A 20,301-nucleotide genomic window follows, 5' to 3' on the forward strand; every position below is an offset into this window, starting at 1 on the left:
CAGTGTCAATTAATAAGAAGGAGGAGTGTATAAAGTGAAGACGGTTATAGAGGGCGTGTATAGTCCTTGTTACGGGAAAGTAGAGAAGTTATTCGTTGCGGAAAGTTCTTACGTATATGAGTGGGAGAAATTAGCGCTAATTGAAACAATAGATAAACAGAAAATAGAAATTAAGATAGGAATCAGTGGTTATATCGAATCATTAGAAGTAGTAGAGGGACAAGCTATCGCTGATCAAAAACTATTAATAACAGTGAGGGATGACCTTTTAATAACAGGCAGTGATTGATATAAGTGATATGTATTTTTGCTCTTTTAAATCGTTATTTTTACTATGAATAAATTTAAAAACGCTTACATTAAATGGGTTTTAAAAATGAAAAGGGGGGATTTATATGATGGATCAAAACCAGGGATTAAAAAGAGAATTGAAAAGCAGGCACATCTTTATGATTGCACTTGGAGGGGTTATTGGTACAGGACTCTTTTTAGGTTCTAGTTATACAATTCATGAAGCTGGACCTGGAGGGGCAATCTTAGCGTATCTTGTCGGAGGATTTGTTATGTATTTAACGATGCTCTGTCTTGGAGAGCTAGCTGTTGCGATGCCTGACGCAGGATCTTATCAAACGTATGCTACAAAGCACATTTCCCCTGCAGCGGGTTATGTAGTGGGATGGATGTCGTGGCTAAACTGGTCCGCTACGATAGGTATTGAATTAATTGCGGTTAGTATTTTGATGAAACGCTGGTTCCCTGATGTACCGTCATGGATTTGGTGTGTAGCGTTTGCGGTGCTCCTCTTTGCTATTAATGCGTTATCTTCAAGAAGTTTTGCGGAAGTTGAATTTTGGTTTGCAAGTATTAAAGTAATTACAATTATTGCATTTATTATTTTGGGCGGGGCAGCAATGTTTGGTTTTCTAGATATGAAAGGAAATGAACCAGCACCAATGTTCTCTAGCTTTACTGATTACGGTGGACTATTTCCAAATGGATTATCAGCTATTTTAATTACGATGATTGCAGTTAATTTTTCCTTCCAAGGAACGGAACTAGTTGGTATTGCAGCTGGTGAGAGTGAAAACCCAGAGAAAACGATCCCGAAGGCAATTAATAATACTGTTTGGCGCATACTTGTTTTCTTTGTACTATCTATTTTCATTCTTGCAGGACTATTCCCTTGGCAGCAGGCAGGCGTGATAGAAAGTCCATTCGTAGTTGTATTTGATAAAATTGGTATTCCTTATGCGGCGGATATTATAAATTTCGTTATTATTACAGCGGTACTATCAGTTGCAAACTCAGGCTTATATGCGACTTCTCGTATGCTATGGTCTATGTCTAATCAAGGAATGATTAGCCCGATTTTTGGTAAGTTGTCTAAAAACGGCGTTCCTATTTATGCATTGATTGTAAGTACGATTGTAGGGTGTCTCTCATTACTATCAGGTATTTATGCGGAAGATACAGTTTATTTATGGCTACTTTCTATCGCTGGGTTCGGAGCGATATTAGTTTGGGCATCTATTGCTCTATCTAACTTATTAGCTAGAAGGTCATACATTAAGCAGGGTGGGGATGTGAAGGACTTGAAATTTAAAACACCATTATATCCATTTGTACCACTTCTTGCGTTAGGATTAAATTTAACAGTAATCGTTGGTATGGCTTTTATTCCAGAACAAAGAATGGCATTATATTGTGGAATCCCATTTATGATTGTTTGTTTACTGTTTTACCGTGCGACAAAGAATAAGGGAAGAAAAATAGAACAAATTGAAAAAGTAAATACAACAGAAGTAGAAAGTTTATAAGTATATTCGAAACCTGCAAGTAATTTAGAGACTGTAAAATTGTAAACAGTCTCTTTTAATGAGAAAGTTAAAGTGAAACAGTTAATTGAATTTACCAAAGTGATAACAGCGTTCATATATGAATGGTGTCATACAAAAAATTTGAAATCGTACAGGTATGTATACTTGTACGATTTTTTAGTGAACTATTTCAGAGTTGAATGTAAACAGCTGAAATAGTTCTTTATTTTTCTATGTTTTTCGTCTTATTTCAATTAATTTCTCTTTCGCTAATTCAACAGCAATGGCATCATCTAAATAGCCAATTGGAAAGAGGTAATCGGGAATAATGTCTGTCGATAAAATAAAATACAGTAATGCGCCTCCAAGAATTGCACGTTCTTCCTTTGAAATGGTTTCATTGCAAAATTGTTGATACATATTTGTTAATTGTTCAATGAAAGGACCAGCGCTATCAATCTGCTCCAATTTGCTTGTGAAACTTTCATGAATACGTTTTTCACCTTCTGTTGTTTGAGCATAGCGTTCATAATTTTCAAGTTCTTGTTTTACGCGAGTTGTTGTGTAATCGAAGTCGAATAAGTTAGAGGATTGTAAAGTTTGCTGAATTGTATCAAGAGATGTGTACATATCCGTCTTTTCTTTGTTTATATGGGGAGAATCAGGATACATTTCATCAAATAACAATTGAGGTGGAACTTGAAGACATTCTGCAAATTTTTGTAGATGCTTTTGCTTTGGTTGTTGTTTGCCGTTCATAATTCTTGAGATGGTTGCAGGATCGATATTTGTGAGTATTCCTAGCTGGCGCATGGATAAGGCACGTTCTTTTAAAAGTTTTTTTATTAATGTACCAAGCCGATCATTTGGATTTTCATTAGACATAATGTAGGCACTCCTTTTTTATTGTTGAAAAAATGTTGAGTATTTATTACAAGTATATGAAACAGACAGGCACAGTTGCTCAATAATTTCATAATATGCATTGAAAAGTGAAAAAAGGGGTGACTATTTATGAGTACAGCGGGTTTATTTTCAATTCTTTTGATCGGAATTGCTTCTAATTTAGATAATGCAGGCGTTGGGATTGCATATGGCATTCGTAAAATTCGAATTTCGTGGTTTAACAATTTTATCATCGCATTTTTGGGATTTTTATTTACTTTATTAGCTGGATTTTTTGGGAATTGGATCGCATTATTTATTTCAGAGTTTACAGCAAACCTGATTGGGGCAATCGTTTTAGGGGTAATCGGGGTGTTTATTTTATGTCAACCTTTCTTGAGTCAAAAAGACACCATAGAATCTAAAGATGGTAGTGTTATGGGGATTTTACGTGATCCAGAAAAAGCAGATTTTGACGGTTCTAAAACAATTAGTTTTTCTGAAGCAATCGTTTTAGGCGTGGCATTATCTATTAACAATATCGCAGGTGGTTTTGATGCTGGTGTAACAAACTTAAATCTATGGCTTACGGCAGTTATTTCTGGATTGTTTAGTTTTATTTGTATTCGTGGTTTTGCGTATGTAGGAAAACGATTTTTAGCTGAATACTTAGGGAAATGGGCGACGGTTATTGCAGGTATATTATTAGTTCTTATTGGGATAGATCAGCTATTATGAGAATAGAAAAAACAAGGTTCGAGTATTTCCTTGGAAATACTCGAATAAATTGCATATATCGACATCGGGGATATTTATTTCTTTAAATAAAAGTAGATATCTCATAAAAGTGCATCATATGTAACTACTTAAATGTTAATACTTCTTAATAAACATAAAAAGCACCTACATAGGTGCTTTTTAGCGTATATCTTCAATTAATTGTTCCGATTCCTCGTGCATACTGTACTCACTTAAAACTTGGATACAAAGCCATTTTAGTTCCTCAATACTATGCTCAAGCTCTTCAGGGAGTACATGATGAATATCTTCGAGCCCCATTCCGAAATGAATAAGCTCTAGTACTTGATCATCGATGTTTCGATCCATTAATAGTTCAAGTACTTCTAAATTGAATATGTATCGGTGAGCTTCATCGAGTGAAACAACTTTTAGCTTTAAGCTTTCTACAATACTCAATATAAAAAGAAGAATTGTTTTTTCAAGAACAGTTTGTTTCGCCATTTGAAATATCAGTTTCATCTTTTACACCTCCACATACAGCGCTAGGTTGTACTATATTATTCAAGAGGGGGTAGCAAATATGCATAATAAAGAGAAACTTTCAGTACTGTTTTTGTAAGGGTATTGATGACCAGAAACAATGAATTTTTCGTAAAAAAATCCTGCTATATTAGCAGGATAACAATCATTTAAAAAATGCTCCAACCTTCTTGAGCAGAAAGGAGTTCAAGAATTTTAAAACCAGCGATACTATTTCCGTTTGCATCTAAAGCCGGTCCGAAAATGCCGATTCCCATTTCGCCTTTTACGCAGCCGAAAATGCCACCCGCTACACCACTTTTTGCAGGAATCCCAACACGAATTGCAAATTCACCGGATTCGTTATACATACCGCACGTTACCATAAATGTTTTACAGATTTTTGTAATATGTTTAGGGATAATTTGTTTTTTCTTATATGGATCATATCCATCCATTGCAAAAATTAAGCCAATACGTGCTAAACCGATACAGTTTACTTCAACTGCACATTGACGAGTGTATAAATCCATAAGTTCCTCAATGTCACAATCGATAATTCCATTTTGCTTCATATAATAACAAAGTGAACGATTTAAGTAAGCTGTCTCTAATTCTGAATTGGCAACTTTAGAAGAATAATTAATAGTAGGATTATCTGTTATTTCACGTACAAAATGAAGAATACGCTCCATTTTTTCTTCGTTATCTTTTCCTGTTAACATGCTTGTAATAGCTAGTGCTCCTGCATTAATCATTGGATTAAGTGGTTTGGAAGGGCTTGTCGTTTCTAACTTAATAATAGAGTTAAATGGATCACCAGTTGGTTCCATTCCAACTTTAGAAAATACATATTCTTCACCACGATCTAAAAGGGCAAGTGCAAGTGTGATTACTTTAGAAATACTTTGAAGAGTAAATAGTGTTTGTGAGTTTCCAGCATGGATATATTCAGTTTCTTTATGGAAAATGGCGATCCCTAAATCATCTGGATCTGCATTTCCTAGTTCGGGGATATAAGTAGCAAGTTTTCCTTTTTTCGTATATGGTTTTACTTGTTCTAACAACTGTTGTAAGTTGTTTGTTTCAATGCACTGCATAGTACCAACGCTCCTATTTCGAATTAACTAAGTTTACTTTTCCCGATATGCTCAGAAATAAATAATAACATGAAAAAGTGGAATGATAAAACGAAAGTTATATGTTATATAGTGGGTCTTTTGTTTCAATTATCGTATAGTGAAAAAAGAGAATTTTCCTTTTATATAACAGCTTAGGAATAGAAAAAATAACTATAAAAAGTTCGGAAATAAAAGCTACACATCTATACAACTATATGTTATTATGGTTATGTAATAGAAAGCGTTTTCTAAGGCGTACTTATAATGATAACGATTTCATAAATTTGATAGGGGGAATTAAAATGTTGCAATTTTTACAACGTATTGGTAAAGCATTAATGCTACCAATCGCCGTACTACCAGCAGCAGGATTATTGCTTCGTTTAGGACAAGAGGATGTATTTAATATTCCTGTTATGGCACAGGCCGGTGCAGCAATTTTTGATAATTTAGCACTTATTTTTGCAATTGGTGTTGCAATCGGTTTGTCTGTCGATGGCAGTGGAGCAGCTGGACTTGCTGGGGCAATCGGATATCTTGTTTTACAAAATACAACGAATGCTCTAAGTAAGGCGTATTCAGCAGCAGAGCTGAATGATAAATTAAAGAGTGTTCAAGATTTAGTCGGTTCAGTAGATCCAACTAAATTAGCAGATACAATGACAAAAGTTTCAAAGGCAGCGGCGTTAACGCCGAAAATAAATATGGCCATACTCGGTGGTATTATTGCTGGGGTTGTTGCAGGGTTACTATACAACAAATTCCATAAGATTAAGTTACCGGAATGGTTAGGATTCTTTGCAGGAAAACGTTTCGTACCAATTATTACTTCAATTGTAATGCTTCTTTTAGGATTAGTATTCGGTCAAATTTGGCCAACAATTCAAAGTGGTATTGATGCAGTAGCACACGGCATCGTGAACTTAGGTTCAGTTGGTGCGGGTCTATTCGGATTATTAAACCGTTTATTAATTCCAATCGGTTTACACCACGTAATGAACACATATTTCTGGTTTGTACTTGGTGACTTTACAAATGCAGCTGGTGATATTGTTCATGGTGATATCGCTCGCTTCTTTGCAAAAGATCCTTCAGCGGGTATGTTCATGACTGGTTTCTTCCCAATTATGATGTTCGGTTTACCAGCAGCATGTTTCGCAATGATTGCAGCTGCTAAACCAGAAAAACGTAAAATGGTTACAGGTATGTTAGGTGGTCTAGCATTAACTTCATTCTTAACTGGTATTACAGAACCAATCGAATTCTCATTCATGTTCTTATCACCAGTATTATATGGTATTCATGCAGTATTAACCGGTCTTTCTTTATTCATTACAACAACACTTGGCATTCACGATGGTTTCTCCTTTAGTGCCGGGGCAATCGATTACTTCTTAAACTTCGGTATTGCAACAAAACCATTGTTACTAGCAGGAATCGGTTTAATTTACGCAGTAATTTACTTTGTAGTATTCTACTTCTTAATTAAGAAATTCGACCTAAAAACTCCTGGTCGTGAAGATGAAGAGGAAGTAGTTGAAGGCGAAGAAGCTCCAGTTGCAGGTTCAATTGGTGAGACTTACGTAGCCGCTTTAGGTGGAAAAGACAACTTAACAGTTATCGATAACTGTGCAACACGTCTACGCTTACAAGTGAAAGATGCTGGTCAAGTAAACGAAGCAGCGCTAAAACGTGCGGGTGCAAAAGGTGTTATGAAATTAAGTAACACAAGTGTACAAGTTATCGTAGGGACAAATGTTGAATCTGTTGCCGATGATATGAAAAAACACGTATAAATAATTAGATAAGAGGATATCCTGAAAAATTGATAATATCAGTTTTGAGAGGATATCCTCTTTTTTTATTCCGCTATTTGCGGGCAGTAAGACCCCTACTTTAAAATTCAGCGAAAGTAAAGAATTTAGATGGGGGATTAACTGCCCGTAAAAGCCTGATTGGTGTAGGCTAATAATCAGTGGGGGATGAAGCCCCTACTGATTAAAGTTTCGCTTTATGTTAAAAATTTAACGGGAATCTTACTTTTGTAAATTTTCTTTTTCTTTTTTGTACATATAGGTTGGTTATATGTTCAGTGCGTGATAAAGTAGTGATGGTATAGAATAGGTTATCCATAATCTAGGAAGAAAATTATCGGTAAATAAGGGGAAAAAGGCAATCATGGATCAGGAAAAAAATAATGCGAATGGGAAAGCAAGTCAGCCGATTGTATACATAAAAAGAACAATCATTCTCGTCTTACTATTATCACTTGTATATTTCATGTATACAAAAATTGTTGCGCATAATAAGAAAGAGGAAACTTTAAAAGTAGCAGCAGAAATGAAAAAACAAGAAGAGCTAAAAAAGAAAGAAGAAGAAAAAAAGAAGCAAGAAGCACAAAAACAAAAAGAGCAGGAAGAACAAATGAAGCAAGCGCAAGCTGTGGAGAAACCTGCTGAGGGACCACCTCAAGAAATTAATGAAAATGTTCAATTGGATCAATATTTACAGAGCATAGGATTTAGTGGGACAGCTGTTATTGTGAAGAACGGAAAAGTTCTTTTGAATAAAGGATACGGTATGGCAAATAAAGAGAAGCAAGTACCGAATAATTCAGAGACGACTTTTTATATTGGTTCTATTTCAAAAGCGTTTGTAGCGACCGCTATTATGCAATTAAAAGATCAAAATAAGTTACAAGTAGAGGATACGGTTGCAAAGTATATTCCAGATTTTCCTCAAGGCAATAGCATTCAGCTAAAGCATCTGCTAACACATACATCAGGAATTCCAGAATATGAGCAGGGGACAGAGGATATTTCTCATGAAGAATTGATTAAACGAATAGGAAACCAAAAACGTATCGGAAGTCCAGGAGAGAAATGGAAGTATTCTGATTCAAACTACTCTATACTTGCCTACATTGCCGAAAAAGTAAGCGGCCAACCGTTAGAAGAGTATATTAAACAACATATTTTTGCTACTGCGGGCATGAAACATTCTGGTTTTGGTAAAGCGTTAGAACAAACACGATTCCCATCAACAGGTTATAAAATCGTAAATAACAATATGACAACACCTAATATTCCAAGCATGTCACAACTATATGGTTGTGGTGATATATATACGAGTGCGCATGATTTATATTTATTTAATGAAGCGCTATTTTCAGGAAAGTTAATTTCAAAAGAGAGTTACAATCAAATGTTTACAGCGGTGAAAAAGGATTACGGATTTGGTTGGTATGTAGATCCAGGAAGTTATTCGAATCACGGTGTAATGCCAGGTTGGAATTGCTTAAATGGATTTAGTAAAAATGGTAGTGTATATGTTGTTTTATTATCTAACATTCAAAACAACATTAAATCATTTGGTAAAGTGAATAACGACATTTATACGATGTTACGAAATATTGAAGTGTAAAAGACTATCCGGTTTGGATAGTCTTTTTTTGTGTTGAGGAAGTGTATGTGCAATACGACAATGAAATAAATAGAAATGAGGAGGGAGATGAGTATACATACATAAGCATCACGCACATAATGCGAAATGAATTTTCTTTTACAGTACAGCTGCCATTATTATAATCGGAAAATTATATATCCGATAGTTAAGATGTTGTTTATTTGAAAAATGTATATCTTACCTATCACATAAAAAGTCTGCTTTGTATAAATTAAGATGTATGGATGTAAAATTTTATATTGTAAAAATAATAGGAGGAGAAGCATATGTGTCTGTTCAGAAAATATTGGCATAAATTATCAAGAGTGTTTAATAGACAATTAGACTATTTTTTAGATAACAAGTTACTGCCTGCTGTGGAACGGCTTTTATTTTCGCAAAACTTCGCAAGGTTTATTCAAAGAAATTCTAAGCAAGCTACAGAAGAATTTATTAAATCAAGTCAATTTCAATCCATTATTTGTAACATTTTAAAAGAATGTAATACATCACCGTTTAAAGAAATTGCAAAGCAATATTTAGGTAAAAACGTAGAAATTACTGTGACAGTTGGACAGTTAACGGGTGTGATTGTAGAAGTTGGTGACGATTTTTTAACACTGCAAGAAGGAATAGGAACCGAAGTTTTATTACCATTTACAAGTATTATATCAATTAAAGAAGTGTAAGAAAGGAGACTTATATATGTTATTTACTGATGAATTGCGTGACCATGTTGGTGAGTTAGTGCAAGTTGTGACGGCTGTAGAAATCGTTGCAGGCATTCTTTTATCTGTGACGGATGGAGCAGTGAGTGTCCGTACTTCTCCTTCTTATGGACCACCGGAAGATGTACTTGTACGTATTCCTATCATTTCTTATGTTCGCTTGGAAGGATGAGAGTGATACAAGTATGAGAGTATCAGTTGTTATTCCGGCGCATAATGAAGCAATTACTTTATCTCAAGTCCTAGTAGAAGTGGAGAAGCTCCAGCCTTATGAAATTATCGTAGTCGATAATGGATCGATAGATGGAACGAAAGAAATAGCATTACAACATCATTGCAGTGTGATTTATTACAAACATTCTCTTGGCAATGATGTCGGACGGGCAATTGGAGCTAGAGAAGCAAAAGGCGAAATTATATTGTTTTTAGATGGTGATATCGTTATTGATAGTAAAGAGCTACAACGTTTCGTGAAAGGAATTCAGCAAGGGCATCAAATTGTTGTGAATAATTTAACATGGTCTGTATATTTAAAGATGAGACCACACTATACGACGGTTGGAAAATGTATGTTGAATCGTTATTTGAATAAAAAAGAGCTTGTTGTTGGATCTTTAATCGCAATTCCACATGCGATGGGTAGGGAAGTTATTCAGAAACTTGGATGGTGGAATTTAGCAGATCCAGCACTATTTCAAGCGATGGCGATGTCTAGAGGGGTAGATATTGTCGATATGGCTTCGGTCGATGTAATTCACACAAATAAAGTTCGTCCTGTGCATACGGGAACATCACCTGGTTCTCCTTATCCGAAAGCGACTAGTCGTATTATGGGTGATCATTTACGTGCTTTGCAATATGTAATCGAAACATACGGTAAACGTGGCAGTTTTTCGGAGGGAAACAGGGATAGAGAGTTTATAGGGAAATATAAAACAGTTGTATTAAAGAAGGAAAAAGCGAAATATAGTGCGATTATACCAGTGTCAGAAGAAAAAATGACTATAAGATCCGTTATACAAGAAGTGAAAAAAGCAGGAGTGGATGAAATTATAGTTGTTGCGAATGGAGCAGACATAGAGACGATAAAACAAGCAAAACTAGAGAATGTTATTGTTCTTGAATTCGCGAAGGCGCTTGGACATAATGTAGCACGAGCGATTGGGGCCATGCACGCTACGGCTGATATTTGTTTATTTGTTGATGGCGATTTTGCTATTCCGGCCAAAAAACTAATTCCATTTTTGCGTACTATTGAAGATGGAAGTGACGTGGCGTTAAATGATCTGCAAAGTTTATTAGATATGTTTCATCCGGCAGATCCAATTAGTATGGGGAAATACTTTGTAAATTTGGTAGCGAAACGACCAGATTTATGGAATAACTCGCTAACAGCGGTGCCACACGCTATGCATAAGAAGGTAATAGAGAAAATAGGATATGATTCTCTCGTTATTCCGCCATTAGCGCAAATGAAAGCTATTTTGGAGGGATTTTCTATTACAGCAGTAGAATTTGTAGATGTTATAAAAACAAATCGAGTACGTCCGGAGCAACATGGATTTGTAAATGGACGCATTCCAGCATTTGACCGTATTTTCGGTGATCAACTTGAGGCGATTGCTTATCTATTACAATATACAGACGAACGTGGGAGTTTTACAGATGGAGAACGGGACAGAGATATTATTCAACAATTGAGAAAGGAAGAAAAGAATACAGATGAATGCTAGTAGTAAAGTAGCTATTATTGGATTAGGATATGTTGGTCTTCCTTTAGCAGTCCATTTTGCAGAAAGAGGATATACAGTGCTTGGACTAGATAAAGATACTAGAAAAATAGAATCGATTATAAAAGGAGAAAGTTATATTCCGGATGTTTCTTCTAAAGAGTTACAAAGTTTATTAACTAAAAAAAGCTTACTAGTAAATACGCCAGATAAAGGGGTTGTTGAGTTTCAAACTAGTGATTATGTTATTGTCACTGTCCCAACTCCAATTAATGAACAAAGAGAACCAGATTTAAGTGCCCTCATTTCAGCTTCGCGCTATATACAACAAAACCTTCAAAAAGGACAAACCCTCATTTTTGAAAGCTCCACATACCCAGGTACGCTTGAAGAAGTTATCATTCCTATTATTTCTCAAACAGGTAAAAAGGTAGGAGAAGATTTCTATATCGGATATTCCCCTGAGAGAATTGATCCGGCGAATAGTCAATATTCAGTTCAAACGATTCCAAAAGTTATTAGCGGACAAACAGAACAATGTAAACAAAAAGTACAGGATTTATATAGCACTATATTTGATGTAGTTGTTCCAGTTTCCTCTCCAAAAGTAGCAGAGATGTGTAAGTTATTTGAAAATATTCAACGCTTAGTCAATATTTCATTAGTAAATGAGTTAAACACACTATGTGAAAGTTTAGGAATCGATTTTTATGAGGCACTTGAAGCTGCATCTACAAAACCGTTTGGATTTACCCCATATTGGCCAGGGCCAGGGATAGGAGGGCACTGTATTCCAGTAGACCCTTTATATTTTCAATGGAGAATAAAAAAGAATGGGGCAATTAGTCAATTAATTGAGGCTGCACATGTAATTAATGAAGAAATGCCAGAGAAAATAGTCCAGAAAGTAAAAGGCATGGTGCAATCACCCGCAACAGTTTTAATTGTAGGAATTGCGTATAAGAAAGATGTAAATGATTTGAGAGAATCACCGGCGTTGCCAATTATTCAATTACTAATAAAAGAAGGATACGAGATAGAATATCATGATCCATATATTTCTTCTGCGAAAATTGGAGATAAGGTGTGTCAATCCGTTGCCTTGGATGAACAAGCAGTTAAAGAGGCGGATTGTATTTTAATTTTAACTGATCATTCTAATGTCGATTGGCAGCTTTTTAAAGGAAGTAAGCGAGTAATAGATACACGTGGAATCGTAAAGAAGGTGAGTGTATGAGCAAAAAGTGTTTAATTACAGGTGGAGCAGGATTTATTGGATCACATTTAGCTGAAGAGTTGGTGAAAAGAGGTTATGAGGTCACGATTGTGGATAACTTCTATAAAGGGAAAAATGGATATCATAATAATTTAATGAAAGAGATTCCAGTTATTCCAATCAGTGTTTTAGATAAAAAGGAAATCCATGAATTAGTAAATCAACATGATGTAGTATTCCATTTGGCTGCAATTTTAGGTGTTAAAACGACAATGGAAAAAAGTATAGAGCTCATTGAAACAAATTTTGATGGAACGAGAAATATTTTACAAGCAGCGTTAAAAAGAAAGAAGAAAGTAGTCTTTGCATCTACTTCAGAAGTATATGGTAAGAGTAAGCCACCTTTCTCTGAAGAAGGGGATCGATTATATGGTGCAACTTCTAAAATACGTTGGAGTTATGCAGTATGTAAAACGTTAGAAGAAACATTATGTTTAGGATACGCATTAGAAGGCTTACCGGTAACGATTGTTCGTTATTTTAATATTTATGGTCCAAGAGCGAAAGATGGTCCGTATGCAGGGGTAATCCCACGATTTATCCGCGCGGCTTTGCAAGGAGAAGACATTCTCGTATATGGAGATGGAAAGCAGACCCGTTGCTTTACGTATGTAAGTGATGCGGTAGAGGCGACGATTCGGGCAATGGACGAGAAGGTAAATGGTGAGATTATTAATATAGGTTCTGAGAATGAAAAGAGTATAAAAGAAGTAGCAGAAGTAATTAAAAAATTAACGAAATCTTCTTCAAAAATTGTACAAGTTCCTTTTGAAGAAGTATATCCACATGGCTTTGAAGAAATTCCAAATAGAAGACCAGACGTAACGAAGTTAAGGGAACTTGTTCAATTTCAAGCGGAAGTAATGTGGGAACAAGGATTGAAGGAGACTATTAAATGGTTTCGTGAAGAAAACAATGGCTAAGTCGCTATCGGTTATTATTCCCGTATGTAATGAAGTGGATACGATTTCAGACGTTATTCAATCAGTAAAACCATTAAATCCAGTAGAGGTTATTGTAGTAGCAAATGGTTGTAATGATGGTACAGAAGAGGTTGCTGATCGTTTAGGGTGTAAAGTAATCAAGCATACAGAGCTACTAGGGAACGATGTTGGGCGTGCAGTCGGTGCAAAACATGCGATAGGTGATGTATTCCTGTTTATAGATGGAGATTTTGCTATTCAAACTTCAAAATTACAATTATTTCTGAATCCAATTTTACATGATCAGACCGACATCGTTTTAAATAATTTGGACGCAGTATTTTTAAAGAAACAAAAACCACATTCCATTACAGTATGGCGTCAAATATTAAATGCAATGTTAGAACGTGAAGAATTGAAAATTGATTCTTTATTATCTGTACCTCACGCTCTGACGAAAGAAGTTGTACAAAGTATTGGATATGAATGTTTTGTTAATCCGATTGTAGCTCATCTACACCTATTGCAAAGTCAATGGAGAATAAGTCGCCATTGTGCAATCGATGTTATTACGCCGAACAAATTTCGACCGACCGAGCATGCTGCATATGGCACAAGCCTTTCTCAATCTGAAAAACGAATGATAGGCGATCATATAGAAGCAGTAGCCGAGCGGATAGTAGGCAGCGATGAGCGCGGAGGGTATTATGATGGGAATAGGCAAAGGGATAGTGTCTATCATACTTTAAGTTTTGAAGATTTTTATCAAGGCTGGGGTGTTACATCTAATTTGTACAAGGGAAAGCAATTATCGGTTGTAATTCCTGTACAAGATGAAGAGAAAACAATTGGAAACGTTATAGAAGAGCTTCGGAAAATTGAAGCTTTTGAAATCATCGTTGTTGTAAATGGTTCATCAGATAAAACAGCAATGATTGCAAAAGACAGGGGAGCAACAACAATTGTATATAAAGAAGCACTTGGTAACGATGTAGGGCGTTCACTTGGAACGTATTTTGCCAAAGGAGAAATTGTTTTATTTATAGACGGTGATTTTGTTATTCCAGCTAGTGAGTTATATCCTTTTGCCAAAGCTATCGCAGACGGAAAGGATGTCGCCTTAAATGATTTAAATCATTATTTAGATTTAAGAGTACCACTTCATCTCGTAACTGCATTTAAGTATGCATTAAATTTAGCTTGTGATAGAAAAGATTTAGGGGTAGGATCTCTTATTGCTGTACCTAATGCGTTTAGTCACAAGTGTTTGAAAGAAATTGGATATAGATCTTTACTGGCACCTTGTGTAGCACAAGTCAAAGCTGTTCTTTCAGGATTTGAAATCGTATGTGTAAGTCGTGTTGAGGTCGATAAGATGAACCGGATTCGCCTTAGTGAACATTTCGCAAAAATAGGTCATCCTCCAGCTGTACTTCGAATTATTGGTGATCATATAGAAGGATTAGAGCAATTAATTGCATTAACAGGTAGTCGTGGTGGATTCCATGATGGAAATAGAAAAAGGGATGTTTTATAGGTAACAAAAAAAGTGTACAACATATGTACACTTTTTTGTTCTGTTATAAAAACTATAACAGATTAGGAGATAAGAGTATTACAGCTCTACAATGGGTATTGTTCTTATATTACAAAATAGGACTCGTGTATAATACTACCAAAAAAATACAATTAAGAAAAGGGTTAATTATAAAGACTTTTAAGTAAAGTTAACACTACGCATATAGTAGTTTGCTCAACGTTTCACAAACATGTCACAACTAGTTCGTTCACTTTCGCAAAAAAGTAGTATTCTAAGTGTGTAAGCTGTTATATAAAAAATCTTAGTCCTGTACTAATCAAAAATGGAGGAGATTAGGATGACTCAAGTATTAGAAAATGTTAAAAACGCATGGGAAAACTTTAAAGGTGAAAAATGGAAAGCAGAGATTGATGTTCGCGATTTCATTTTAAATAATGTAAACGTTTTTGAAGGAGACGAATCTTTCTTAGCGGGAGCAACTGAAGCAACGAAACAACTTTGGGATCAAGTAATGGATTTAACAACAAAAGAACGTGAAAACGGTGGCGTTCTGGATATGGATACAAAAATTGTTTCTTCTATTACATCACACGATCCAGGATATTTAAATAAAGATATTGAAAAAGTAGTCGGTTTCCAAACTGATAAACCATTTAAACGTTCTTTACAACCATATGGTGGTATTCGTATGGCGGAGCAAGCTTGTGAAGCGTATGGATATGAAATGGATAAAGAACTTAGCAGTATTTTCAGAGACTGGCGCAAAACTCATAATCAAGGTGTATTCGATGCATACACACCAGAAATGAAAGCGGCTCGTAAATCAGGTGTTATTACTGGCCTTCCAGATGCATATGGACGTGGACGTATTATCGGTGACTATCGCCGCGTAGCGTTATATGGTATAGATCATTTAATTGAAGCGAAAAAAGCTGATTATAATTTAACAGGCGGTGTAATGAGCGAAGATACAATGCGTTTACGTGAAGAGTTATCTGAGCAAATGCGTGCACTTCAAGAATTAAAACAAATGGCTGCTTCTCATGGCTTCGATATTTCTAAGCCAGCAACAAATGCACAAGAAGCATTCCAATGGTTATACTTCGCATACCTTGCAGCGATTAAAGAGCAAAACGGAGCTGCAATGAGTCTTGGACGTACTTCTACATTCTTAGATATTTATATTGAAAGAGATTTAGCAAATGGTACTTTAACAGAAGAAGAAGTACAAGAAATTGTGGATCACTTCATTATGAAACTACGTCTTGTGAAATTCGCAAGAACACCTGATTATAATGAATTATTCTCTGGTGATCCAACTTGGGTAACTGAATCTATCGGTGGTATGGCGTTAGACGGTCGTCCGTTAGTAACAAAGAACTCATTCCGTTTCTTGCATACATTAGATAATTTAGGACCAGCTCCAGAACCAAACTTAACAGTTCTTTGGTCTAAACAATTACCACAGAACTTTAAAAACTACTGTGCGAAAATGTCTATTAAAACATCAGCAATTCAATATGAAAATGATGACATTATGCGTGCTGATTACGGCGATGACTACGGAATTGCTTGTTGTGTATCTGCAATGAGAATTGGTAAACAAATGCAGTTCTTCGGCGCACGTGCAAACTTAGCAAAAGCATTACTATATGCGATTAACGGTGGTAAAGATGAAAAATCTAAAGCACAAGTTGGTCCTGAGTACGCACCGATTACTTCTGAAGTATTAGATTATGAAGAAGTTATGCATAAGTTTGATATGACAATGGAATGGTTAGCGGGTCTATATTTAAACACATTAAACGTTATCCATTACATGCACGATAAATATAGCTACGAGCGCATTGAAATGGCGCTTCATGATACAAATGTTCTTCGCACAATGGCAACAGGTATCGCGGGTCTATCTGTAGTAGCAGACTCTTTAAGTGCGATTAAACACGCAAAAGTAAAACCAATTCGCGATGAAAACGGTATTGCAGTTGACTTTGAAATTGAAGGGGATTTCCCTAAATACGGTAACAATGATGATCGTGTAGATGAAATCGCTGTAAATCTTGTAAAAACATTTATGAATAAACTTCGTAAACATAAAACATACAGAAATTCTGTTCATACAATGTCAATCTTAACAATCACATCTAACGTTGTATACGGTAAGAAAACTGGTAACACTCCAGATGGTCGCCGTACTGGAGAACCATTTGCACCAGGTGCGAATCCAATGCATGGACGTGATACAAAAGGTGCATTAGCTTCATTATTATCTGTAGCTAAATTACCATATGAAGATGCACAAGATGGTATTTCGAATACATTCTCTATTATTCCAAAAGCACTTGGTAAAGAAGATGATGTACAAGTACGCAACTTAGTATCTATGCTGGATGGTTATGCAATAAAAGAAGGACATCACTTAAATATTAACGTATTTAATCGTGAAACTTTAATGGATGCAATGGAACATCCTGAGAAATATCCACAATTAACAATTCGCGTATCTGGTTACGCTGTTAACTTTATTAAATTAACTCGTGAACAACAAATTGATGTAATTAATCGTACAATGCATGAAAGTATGTAAGTGAAAAAAGTGTCCCTCTGCTTTTTATAAATAGCAGAGGGAGGCTGTTTCAATAAAGGAGGAAGTAACATGGTAAAAGGAAGAATTCATTCTGTAGAGTCTTGTGGTACTGTTGATGGCCCAGGAATTCGTTATGTCATATTTACACAAGGGTGTTTATTACGGTGTCAATATTGTCATAATGCTGATACGTGGGAGATCGGTAAAGGAAAAGAAATAACAGTTGAAGAAGTAATGCAGGATGTGACATGTTACCTTCCTTTTATTGAAGCTTCCGGAGGCGGTATAACAGTTAGTGGTGGGGAACCATTATTACAGCTAGATTTCTTAATTGAATTATTTAAGAAATGTAAGGAAGTTGGAATTCATACAACAATTGATTCTTCGGGTGGTTGTTATTCTGAGGAGCCAGAATTCCAGCGAAAGTTAGATATATTAATGGATTATACAGATTTGGTTTTATTAGATTTGAAACATATCGATTCCAAAAAGCATCGTAAATTAACAGGGAAACCAAATGAACATATTTTACAATTTGCTCGTTATTTATCGGATAAAAATAAACCGATTTGGGTACGACATGTATTAGTTCCTGGTATTACTGATAATGAAGAGGATCTACAAAAATTATCTAACTTTATTCAAAGTCTGTCTAATGTTCAAAAAGTTGAAGTGCTACCATATCATAAGCTTGGTGTATACAAATGGGAGGCGCTTGGACATAAATATCCACTTGCGAATGTAGAACCACCTACTGAAAAAAATATAGAACAAGCGAGACATATTTTACAAGCAGTCTAATCCAAATATTGGATTAGGCTTTTTGCTTTCTTTACAATAAAACCTAGAGTATATATATAGAAAAGAGTATACTGAAAATAGAATATTCATATTTTGTAAGGAATAAGTGGATAAATTTACATAATTGTAAAGGGAAATCAAAATAGTAAAAAGAATTAAGAAGTAAAAGAGTGAGTATCATAGAATAGAGAACATTTGTAAGTTATTGCGAAAGCTCTTATAGGAAAGTATAATGTAAAGATATGAGCACAGATAGGATTAAGGGGTCAATCTTATATGCTTTGCATATCCACGACAGGTACATAGCTGAAAGGGAATTATTAGAATCTGTTTATGTAATTTTTAAGGAAAATGTTTTTCCTATTGTCGTATATGCAATATGGAGAAACAATAAGCTAGGAGTGGATTTGTTTGATAAAAAACCCCAAGGTTTTAATATTAACTGCACATTACGGTAATGGTCATGTGCAAGTAGCGAAAACATTAGAACAAACATTTCGCCAAAAAGGAATTGAAGATGTTATTGTATGCGACTTGTTTGGAGAATCGCATCCATTTATAACCGACATTACAAAATATTTATATTTAAAAAGTTATACAATAGGAAAAGAATTATATCGTTTGTTTTATTACGGGGTAGAGAAAATTTATGATAAGAAAATAGCATCTTGGTACGCAAATTTTGGAAGGAAACGTTTGAAATCGCTTTTGCAAGCTGAGAAACCAGACATTGTTATTAATACCTTTCCGATTATTGCTGTACCAGAATTAAAAAAGCAAATAGGTATTTCAATTCCTGTTTATAACGTATTAACGGATTTTTGTGTGCACAAAATATGGATTCACCGGGAAGTAGATCGTTATTTTGTAGCAACTGATCACGTGAAAAAAGTTATGATTGATATAGGTGTGCCTGCGGAGCAAATTGTGGAAACTGGAATTCCGATTCGTAGTAGTTTTGAGCTAAAGATAAGCCCAGACATTATATATAATAAATATCAGTTATGTAAAAATAAAAAGGTTTTACTAATTGTAGCAGGTGCTCATGGGGTATTAGGAAGTGTAAAAGAACTATGCCAGTCATTTATGTCAGTACCTAATTTACAAGTAGTTGTCGTTTGTGGAAAAAATGAGGCTTTAAAACAGGATTTATTAGGTTTACAGAAACAAAATTCTGATGTATTAAAAGTATTTGGTTATGTTGAAAACATTGATGAACTATTCCGTGTTACTTCTTGTATGATTACGAAGCCAGGCGGTATTACGTTAAGTGAGGCAGCATCGTTACAAGTACCTGTCATTTTATATAAGCCTGTTCCAGGACAAGAAAATGAAAATGCGATGTACTTTGAAAAAAAAGGAGCTGCAGTTGTCATTCGTGATGATAGTGAGGTTTTTGCGAAAACAGAGGCGTTATTACTAGATGATATGAAGCTTCTTCAAATGAAAGAGGCAATGAAAAGTATTTATCGTCCGAAGCCAGCTGGTCATATTGTGGATGCAATTTTGGCAGAAAATCATGTGGAACCGAATCATATACCTATGAAATCGCCTGCTCTTGCAGAATCGTTTACTTAATATGTAACCCTCTTTTATATGTTTAAAGAGGGTTCTTTGTTGTTTTAAAAGATTCACTTTATCCACAAACGATTACGCTTTCATTAAACAGTAAAGTCGGAATATTAACAACTATATCCACATTGTCCACAACTTTCAGATGAATATCCACAATTTTTAGAAAAATATCCACAATTCCAGCAGTTGATATGAGATGAAATATATAAATAGATCGAAGTTTTTTGAAAAATACTCACAATTCTATCGATTTTGTGGATAAAGTTGTCCACAGCTAAAAAGTTCCCTTATGTATAAGGGAACTTTTTAGTCTAATCCTATCAGTCGGAAAGAATGTGTAATGAAAATGAATAATTAGGGGGGAAAGCTTCTAATTATTCATTTTCACTTTAAATACTTTTTGAGCGATATCCCGCTGCACGATCTGCTTTTCGAAATTCTCGTTGGTATAGAACTTCTTGTGTACTAGATAATGTGTTTTTCGCTTTGTCACGTTTCTTTTTATCCATTACAAATCACCTCGTGTCCTAAAGTCACTATTTATCGTTTCCAAAGACATGGGGTGATATACATATATGTTAATTGGTTGATGATTAATTATTATTTCTGAAAAT

Annotated in this window: 18 protein-coding genes and 1 pseudogene; 15 read left to right on the forward strand and 4 right to left on the reverse strand. The window is 35.1% G+C overall.

What is annotated here, in order from left to right:
* The first annotated feature begins 34 nt into the window (after window positions 1-34).
* The gene (locus COI75_RS20805) at window positions 35-289 is read left to right on the forward strand and encodes a biotin/lipoyl-containing protein (RefSeq protein WP_000859482.1); all 255 of its coding nucleotides are present in this window, start codon (window positions 35-37) and stop codon (window positions 287-289) included.
* A gap of 106 nt (window positions 290-395) precedes the next feature.
* Window positions 396-1,817, forward strand: coding sequence for an amino acid permease (locus COI75_RS20810; protein WP_000969262.1), 1,422 nt, complete (start codon window positions 396-398; stop codon window positions 1,815-1,817).
* A 231-nt stretch (window positions 1,818-2,048) separates the two neighbouring features.
* On the opposite strand, the gene COI75_RS20815 is transcribed toward COI75_RS20810, so the two are convergent.
* A complete protein-coding gene (locus tag COI75_RS20815; protein WP_000064209.1) occupies window positions 2,049-2,702 on the reverse strand; it encodes a DUF1232 domain-containing protein in 654 nt (217 codons plus the stop codon).
* Window positions 2,703-2,831: 129 nt separating this feature from the next.
* Between COI75_RS20815 and ytaF the strand changes: the two genes are divergently transcribed.
* Window positions 2,832-3,440, forward strand: coding sequence for a sporulation membrane protein YtaF (gene ytaF / locus COI75_RS20820; protein ID WP_000100748.1), 609 nt, complete (start codon window positions 2,832-2,834; stop codon window positions 3,438-3,440).
* Window positions 3,441-3,620: 180 nt separating this feature from the next.
* Here ytaF and COI75_RS20825 read toward each other — a convergent pair whose 3' ends face one another.
* Both COI75_RS20825 and glsA read right to left on the reverse strand, forming a co-directional pair.
* Window positions 3,621-3,962, reverse strand: coding sequence for a DUF3969 family protein (locus COI75_RS20825; protein ID WP_000766600.1), 342 nt, complete (start codon window positions 3,960-3,962; stop codon window positions 3,621-3,623).
* Between the two features lie 170 nt (window positions 3,963-4,132).
* The gene (glsA, locus tag COI75_RS20830) at window positions 4,133-5,062 is read right to left on the reverse strand and encodes a glutaminase A (protein WP_001149842.1); all 930 of its coding nucleotides are present in this window, start codon (window positions 5,060-5,062) and stop codon (window positions 4,133-4,135) included.
* Between the two features lie 323 nt (window positions 5,063-5,385).
* On the opposite strand from glsA, the gene nagE reads away from it, so the two are divergent.
* From nagE to COI75_RS20895, 12 genes and pseudogenes are all read left to right on the forward strand, one after another.
* Window positions 5,386-6,879 (forward strand): N-acetylglucosamine-specific PTS transporter subunit IIBC, encoded by a 1,494-nt coding sequence (nagE, locus tag COI75_RS20840; RefSeq protein WP_000938877.1) that lies wholly within the window; start codon window positions 5,386-5,388, stop codon window positions 6,877-6,879.
* Between the two features lie 382 nt (window positions 6,880-7,261).
* A complete protein-coding gene (locus tag COI75_RS20845) occupies window positions 7,262-8,506 on the forward strand; it encodes a serine hydrolase domain-containing protein (protein ID WP_000371826.1) in 1,245 nt (414 codons plus the stop codon).
* 308 nt (window positions 8,507-8,814) lie between these two features.
* Window positions 8,815-9,216 (forward strand): hypothetical protein, encoded by a 402-nt coding sequence (locus tag COI75_RS20850; RefSeq protein WP_000335543.1) that lies wholly within the window; start codon window positions 8,815-8,817, stop codon window positions 9,214-9,216.
* A gap of 16 nt (window positions 9,217-9,232) precedes the next feature.
* Window positions 9,233-9,427 carry a hypothetical protein gene (locus tag COI75_RS20855; RefSeq protein WP_000899465.1) on the forward strand — a complete coding sequence of 65 codons (195 nt, stop codon included), beginning with the start codon at window positions 9,233-9,235 and terminating at the stop codon, window positions 9,425-9,427.
* Complete coding sequence (locus COI75_RS20860) at window positions 9,378-10,988, forward strand: glycosyltransferase family 2 protein (protein ID WP_002097628.1); 1,611 nt, start codon at window positions 9,378-9,380, stop codon at window positions 10,986-10,988. Before COI75_RS20855 ends, COI75_RS20860 begins: the two co-directional genes overlap by 50 nt.
* Window positions 10,978-12,222: a nucleotide sugar dehydrogenase gene (locus COI75_RS20865; RefSeq protein WP_000994264.1), complete on the forward strand. Its 1,245-nt coding sequence runs from the start codon at window positions 10,978-10,980 to the stop codon at window positions 12,220-12,222. The genes COI75_RS20860 and COI75_RS20865 overlap by 11 nt, the downstream gene beginning before the upstream one ends.
* Window positions 12,219-13,184, forward strand: coding sequence for an NAD-dependent epimerase/dehydratase family protein (locus COI75_RS20870; RefSeq protein ID WP_000037042.1), 966 nt, complete (start codon window positions 12,219-12,221; stop codon window positions 13,182-13,184). The genes COI75_RS20865 and COI75_RS20870 overlap by 4 nt, the downstream gene beginning before the upstream one ends.
* Window positions 13,177-14,721, forward strand: coding sequence for a glycosyltransferase family 2 protein (locus COI75_RS20875; RefSeq protein WP_001130023.1), 1,545 nt, complete (start codon window positions 13,177-13,179; stop codon window positions 14,719-14,721). Before COI75_RS20870 ends, COI75_RS20875 begins: the two co-directional genes overlap by 8 nt.
* Window positions 14,690-14,909: pseudogene (locus tag COI75_RS27430) on the forward strand (hypothetical protein). Before COI75_RS20875 ends, COI75_RS27430 begins: the two are co-directional and overlap by 32 nt.
* A gap of 152 nt (window positions 14,910-15,061) precedes the next feature.
* The gene (gene pflB, locus COI75_RS20885) at window positions 15,062-17,311 is read left to right on the forward strand and encodes a formate C-acetyltransferase (RefSeq protein WP_000195474.1); all 2,250 of its coding nucleotides are present in this window, start codon (window positions 15,062-15,064) and stop codon (window positions 17,309-17,311) included.
* A 69-nt stretch (window positions 17,312-17,380) separates the two neighbouring features.
* Window positions 17,381-18,112 (forward strand): pyruvate formate-lyase-activating protein, encoded by a 732-nt coding sequence (pflA, locus tag COI75_RS20890; protein ID WP_000238487.1) that lies wholly within the window; start codon window positions 17,381-17,383, stop codon window positions 18,110-18,112.
* A 411-nt stretch (window positions 18,113-18,523) separates the two neighbouring features.
* Window positions 18,524-19,690: a diglucosyl diacylglycerol synthase gene (locus COI75_RS20895; protein WP_000594684.1), complete on the forward strand. Its 1,167-nt coding sequence runs from the start codon at window positions 18,524-18,526 to the stop codon at window positions 19,688-19,690.
* A gap of 386 nt (window positions 19,691-20,076) precedes the next feature.
* Here the strand turns inward: COI75_RS20895 and COI75_RS20900 are convergent, their stop codons facing one another.
* Complete coding sequence (locus tag COI75_RS20900; RefSeq protein ID WP_000358484.1) at window positions 20,077-20,196, reverse strand: YfhE family protein; 120 nt, start codon at window positions 20,194-20,196, stop codon at window positions 20,077-20,079.
* Between the last annotated feature and the right edge of the window lie 105 nt (window positions 20,197-20,301).

The sequence above is a fragment of the Bacillus cereus genome (assembly GCF_002564555.1).
Lineage (GTDB): Bacteria > Bacillota > Bacilli > Bacillales > Bacillaceae_G > Bacillus_A > Bacillus_A cereus_K.